Source organism: Pseudoroseomonas cervicalis ATCC 49957 (assembly GCF_000164635.1).
GTDB classification, from domain to species: Bacteria; Pseudomonadota; Alphaproteobacteria; order Acetobacterales; family Acetobacteraceae; genus Pseudoroseomonas; species Pseudoroseomonas cervicalis.
Window position 1 is genome coordinate 1 of sequence record NZ_GG770964.1, and the last position, 2,672, is coordinate 2,672.

Consider the following 2,672-nt stretch of genomic DNA (forward strand, 5'->3'; position numbering starts at 1 on the left):
CGCCACCCAGGCCAGGCCGAGCGCGCGGCGCGGCTGGCCATCGGCGGCCGCGCCGGGGCGGAAGACGGTGACGGCGGCATAGGCGCCGGGGCCCCAGGCGGCGTCGACCGGCAGCTCCACCTCGTTGGCGCCCTCGCGCACCGGGATGTTGCGCAGGCTGATCAGCCGGTTGGTCAGCACCGCGAGGCTGGCCTGGCCGGCGAAGGGCGACTGGATGTGGATGCGCGCCGTGGCGCCATCCGGATAGGCGGCGCGGTCGGCCGAGACATCGACCTTGTCCGGCACTTCCGGGCTGTCCGAGCCGGTCCAGCCGGAGCGGAAGCGCACCGCGGCGATGGCGAGCCCGCCGGGCTGCGTCACCTCCAGCCGGTAGCGGCCGAAGGGCAGCGAACGGGCGAAGCGGCCGGGCTGCTCCGGCGCCGTGGTCAGCGTCGCGCTGTCCACCGGCTCGTCCTGCCAGACCGTCTCGTAGCGCGCCAGCCCGCCGCGGGTGACGATGCGCCAGGTCGGACGCTCGCGCAGCAGCCGCGCCTGCAGCCGGCCGGACAGCGCCCGCCCCTCGGGCGAGACCAGGGCGACCTCGAAGCCGGCCTCGCTGTTCACCTCGACGCTGCCGCCCTGGAAGCCGGGGCGGATGGCGATATAGGGGTTGGCGCCGCGCACCGGCACCTCGACCGTGCTGGCCGTGGCGCGGCCATTCGGGTCGGCGACGCTCAGCGTGAAGCGCGCGCGCAGCGGGCGGGAGGTGTCGGGCAGCTCCTCCAGCCGGGCGGCGAAGCGGCCGCGCCCCTCGGCGTCGGCGGTGACGCTGCCGCCGGAGATGGCGCCGCCGCCGAAGCTCTCCTCCGACAGGCCGAAGCGCCAGCCTTCCCAGGGGCTGCGGCGCTGCGTGCCATCGGCGGCGTCGGTCGCGAAGGGCGCGGGGTCGAGCGCCAGCTGGCCCTCCACCTCGCCCTCCAGCCCGGCGCCGGGGGCGCCGTAGAGGAAGCGGACCTCGTAGGGGATGGACAGCGGCTGGCCCAGCACCATCGGGCCGGGGGCGGGGCCGAACTGCACCGCCAGCCGCTCCGGCACGAAGGCCTCGACGCGGAAGCTCTGCGTCGCCAGCGGCGGCTGGTTCGGCTCCAGCCGCGCCTGGATCGACCAGACACCAGCGGCGGCCCCGGGCGAGAGCGGCACCGGCCAGGAGAGCGCGCCATCCGGCCCGCGCGCGGCCACCGTCTCGGCCGCCACCTGGCCGTTCGGGCGCAGCAGCCGCAGCCGGATCGGCAGCTCGCGCGGGCTGCCGGCGGCGTCGCGCAGCAGGCCGGTCAGCTGCACCGTCTCGCCGGGGCGGTAGATGCCGCGGTCGAGCCACAGGAACAGGTCGAGCGGCCCGGGCTGTGGCCGCCCCTCGGCGCCGCGGTCGGACAGGTCGAAGGCGGCGGCGTCGAGGTCGAGCGCCACCAGGTCGTCCCCCGCCTCGGCATGCAGCGCGACCGGCGCCATCGGGCCGGTGCCGCGCAGCAGCGGGGCGGCGAAGCGCACCAGCCCCCCGGCATCGGTCGTGGCCTCGGCCAGGATGTCGTTGGCACGGGAGATCAGCGCCACGCGCAGGCCGGCGCGCGGCGCCGCGTCCTGCAGCCCGCGCAGCTGCGCCGCCAGCCCTTCCTCGCCGCGCCAGGCGGTCAGGCCGAGATCGGTGCTGAGGATCGGCAGCCCGGCGACGAGATCGCTGCTCTGCGGCCCCGGCCCGGTGTCCTCCGCCGCCAGCAGCACATAGAGGCCGGGGCCGGCCTTGTTGATCTCCTCCGGCAGCGGCAGCACGGTGCGGTTCAGCGCGTTGGCGCGGAAATCCGGCACCTCGGCGCGGCCTTCCCAGACGGTGCGGCCCCAGCGCTCCGGCACCTGCTCGGCCATGTAGTCGGACAGCGCCTCGCCGCGCGGCGCCCAGTCGGCGAAGGGGCGCAGGTTGCGCTCCGTCACCCGCACCAGCCGCAGCTTCAGCGCGCGCACATTCATCGAGGCGAGGCCGACCCGCGCCGCCTGCCCGCGCGGCAGGATGAAGCGCGTGCCGTCGAACACCAGGCGCGGCCGGCGGTCGGGCATGGCGATGGCGAGCGGCGTGTCCTGCCGCAGCCGCACCCCGTCCTCGCCCGGCAGGCCGGCGCGCAGCGTCAGCCGCGTGGTGCTGCCCCAGGGCAGGCCGGCCAGGCAGATCTGCCCGTTCTCCCGCGTCACCGTCAGGTTGGGCATCGGCGGGTCGGCGCGCAGCCAGTCGCCCGGCTGGAACTCGGCGCCGCGGCTCAGCGTGCCGTAGAAGCTGAGGCAGGCGCGCGCCGGCTCGGCCTCCGGCTCGGTGCGGATGTTGCGCAGCAGCAGCCCCGCCTCGCGCCGCGCGCTGGTCAGCGCCGCGCGCACCGTCTGGTCGAGCGGCGCGCGCTGCTGCGCCGCCTCCAGAGCCCCCACCGCCTGCACCCACTGGTCGAGCTGGCGGAAGGCCAGCGACATCAGCACCAGGGAGGGCACCTCCGGCTCGCCGGCGGCCGAGAGGGTGAAGCTGCGCCAGGCCGCCTGCAGCGCCCGGCGCGGCTCAGGGGGCGTGCGCGACAGCTGGGCGCGGCCGAGGGCGAGCCATTGCTCGGCCGTCGCCTGCGGCATGCCCAGGCGCTGCTCCCAGGCCGCCGCCGCCG

At 77.1% G+C, this 2,672-nt stretch carries 1 protein-coding gene; it reads right to left on the reverse strand.

Annotated elements, in window-relative coordinates; genetic code table 11:
* On the reverse strand, window positions 1-2,640 hold a 2,640-nt coding region (locus HMPREF0731_RS20805), incomplete at its 3' end, for an alpha-2-macroglobulin family protein (protein WP_245538377.1).
* Window positions 2,641-2,672: the final 32 nt, after the last annotated feature.